Source organism: Halomonas eurihalina, from assembly GCF_008274785.1.
Classification (GTDB): Bacteria; Pseudomonadota; Gammaproteobacteria; order Pseudomonadales; family Halomonadaceae; genus Halomonas; species Halomonas eurihalina.
This window is the reverse complement of the sequence record NZ_VTPU01000047.1, coordinates 1-748: the sequence shown is the minus strand read 5'-3', so window position 1 is coordinate 748 and position 748 is coordinate 1. Positions and strand designations below refer to the sequence as shown.

Below are 748 nucleotides of genomic sequence, written 5' to 3'. Positions count from 1 at the left end.
TCATGACTGGGGTGAAGTCGTAACAAGGTAGCCGTAGGGGAACCTGCGGCTGGATCACCTCCTTAATCGACGACGTCACCGGCACTCGGCAAGTGCTCACAATGAATTACCTGATCGGCCAGAGCAAAGACTGTTTGGGTAGAGACCCAGCGTGACCCTAGGGTATTCGCTCAGTTGGTGAGAGCGCACCCCCCTGACCTTTGTGGAAAGGAGGGTGAGGTCGGCAGGCCGACCGTGTTCCGTCAGTGAGAGGATAGGTGTTGGGTCTGTAGCTCAGTTGGTTAGAGCGCACCCCTGATAAGGGTGAGGTCGGCAGTTCAAGTCTGCCCAGACCCACCAATTTTATCCAGTTCTGCGTTGCTTCGACGCTGGTGTAGTTCACTACACGTCGCGCCAAAGCGCCTTGACCTGAATAAAATTCTCCGTGTCACGTGTGACGGGCATCAGAGGGGCCTTAGCTCAGCTGGGAGAGCGCCTGCCTTGCACGCAGGAGGTCACCGGTTCGATCCCGGTAGGCTCCACCACGTCTTCCCAATACGGCGTTGAAAGCCGACTCGCATAGTAGACTATGCGTCACCGACTTTCGCCTTGTCTTGGAAAGCCATCCCAACAGTTTATGTGACAAGACCAGTCGCAAGTCTTGAGAAATAGAAGGGCTTTCTTCCTTCTTTGCTCTTATGACTTCCGACTGTTCTTCGAACAGTCGCTCTTTAACAATGTAATCCTGCTGACAGTTCCTTTCGAAAGA

At 53.9% G+C, this 748-nt stretch carries 2 tRNA genes and 1 rRNA gene; all 3 read left to right on the top strand.

From position 1 onward, the window contains the following. Positions 1 to 65, top strand: a 16S ribosomal RNA gene (locus tag FZZ93_RS18190); the annotation flags it as partial. 197 nt (positions 66 to 262) lie between these two features. Continuing rightward, positions 263 to 339: transfer RNA gene (locus FZZ93_RS18185), tRNA-Ile, on the top strand. A 109-nt stretch (positions 340 to 448) separates the two neighbouring features. Further along, positions 449 to 524 (top strand) — tRNA-Ala (locus FZZ93_RS18180). Positions 525 to 748: the final 224 nt, after the last annotated feature.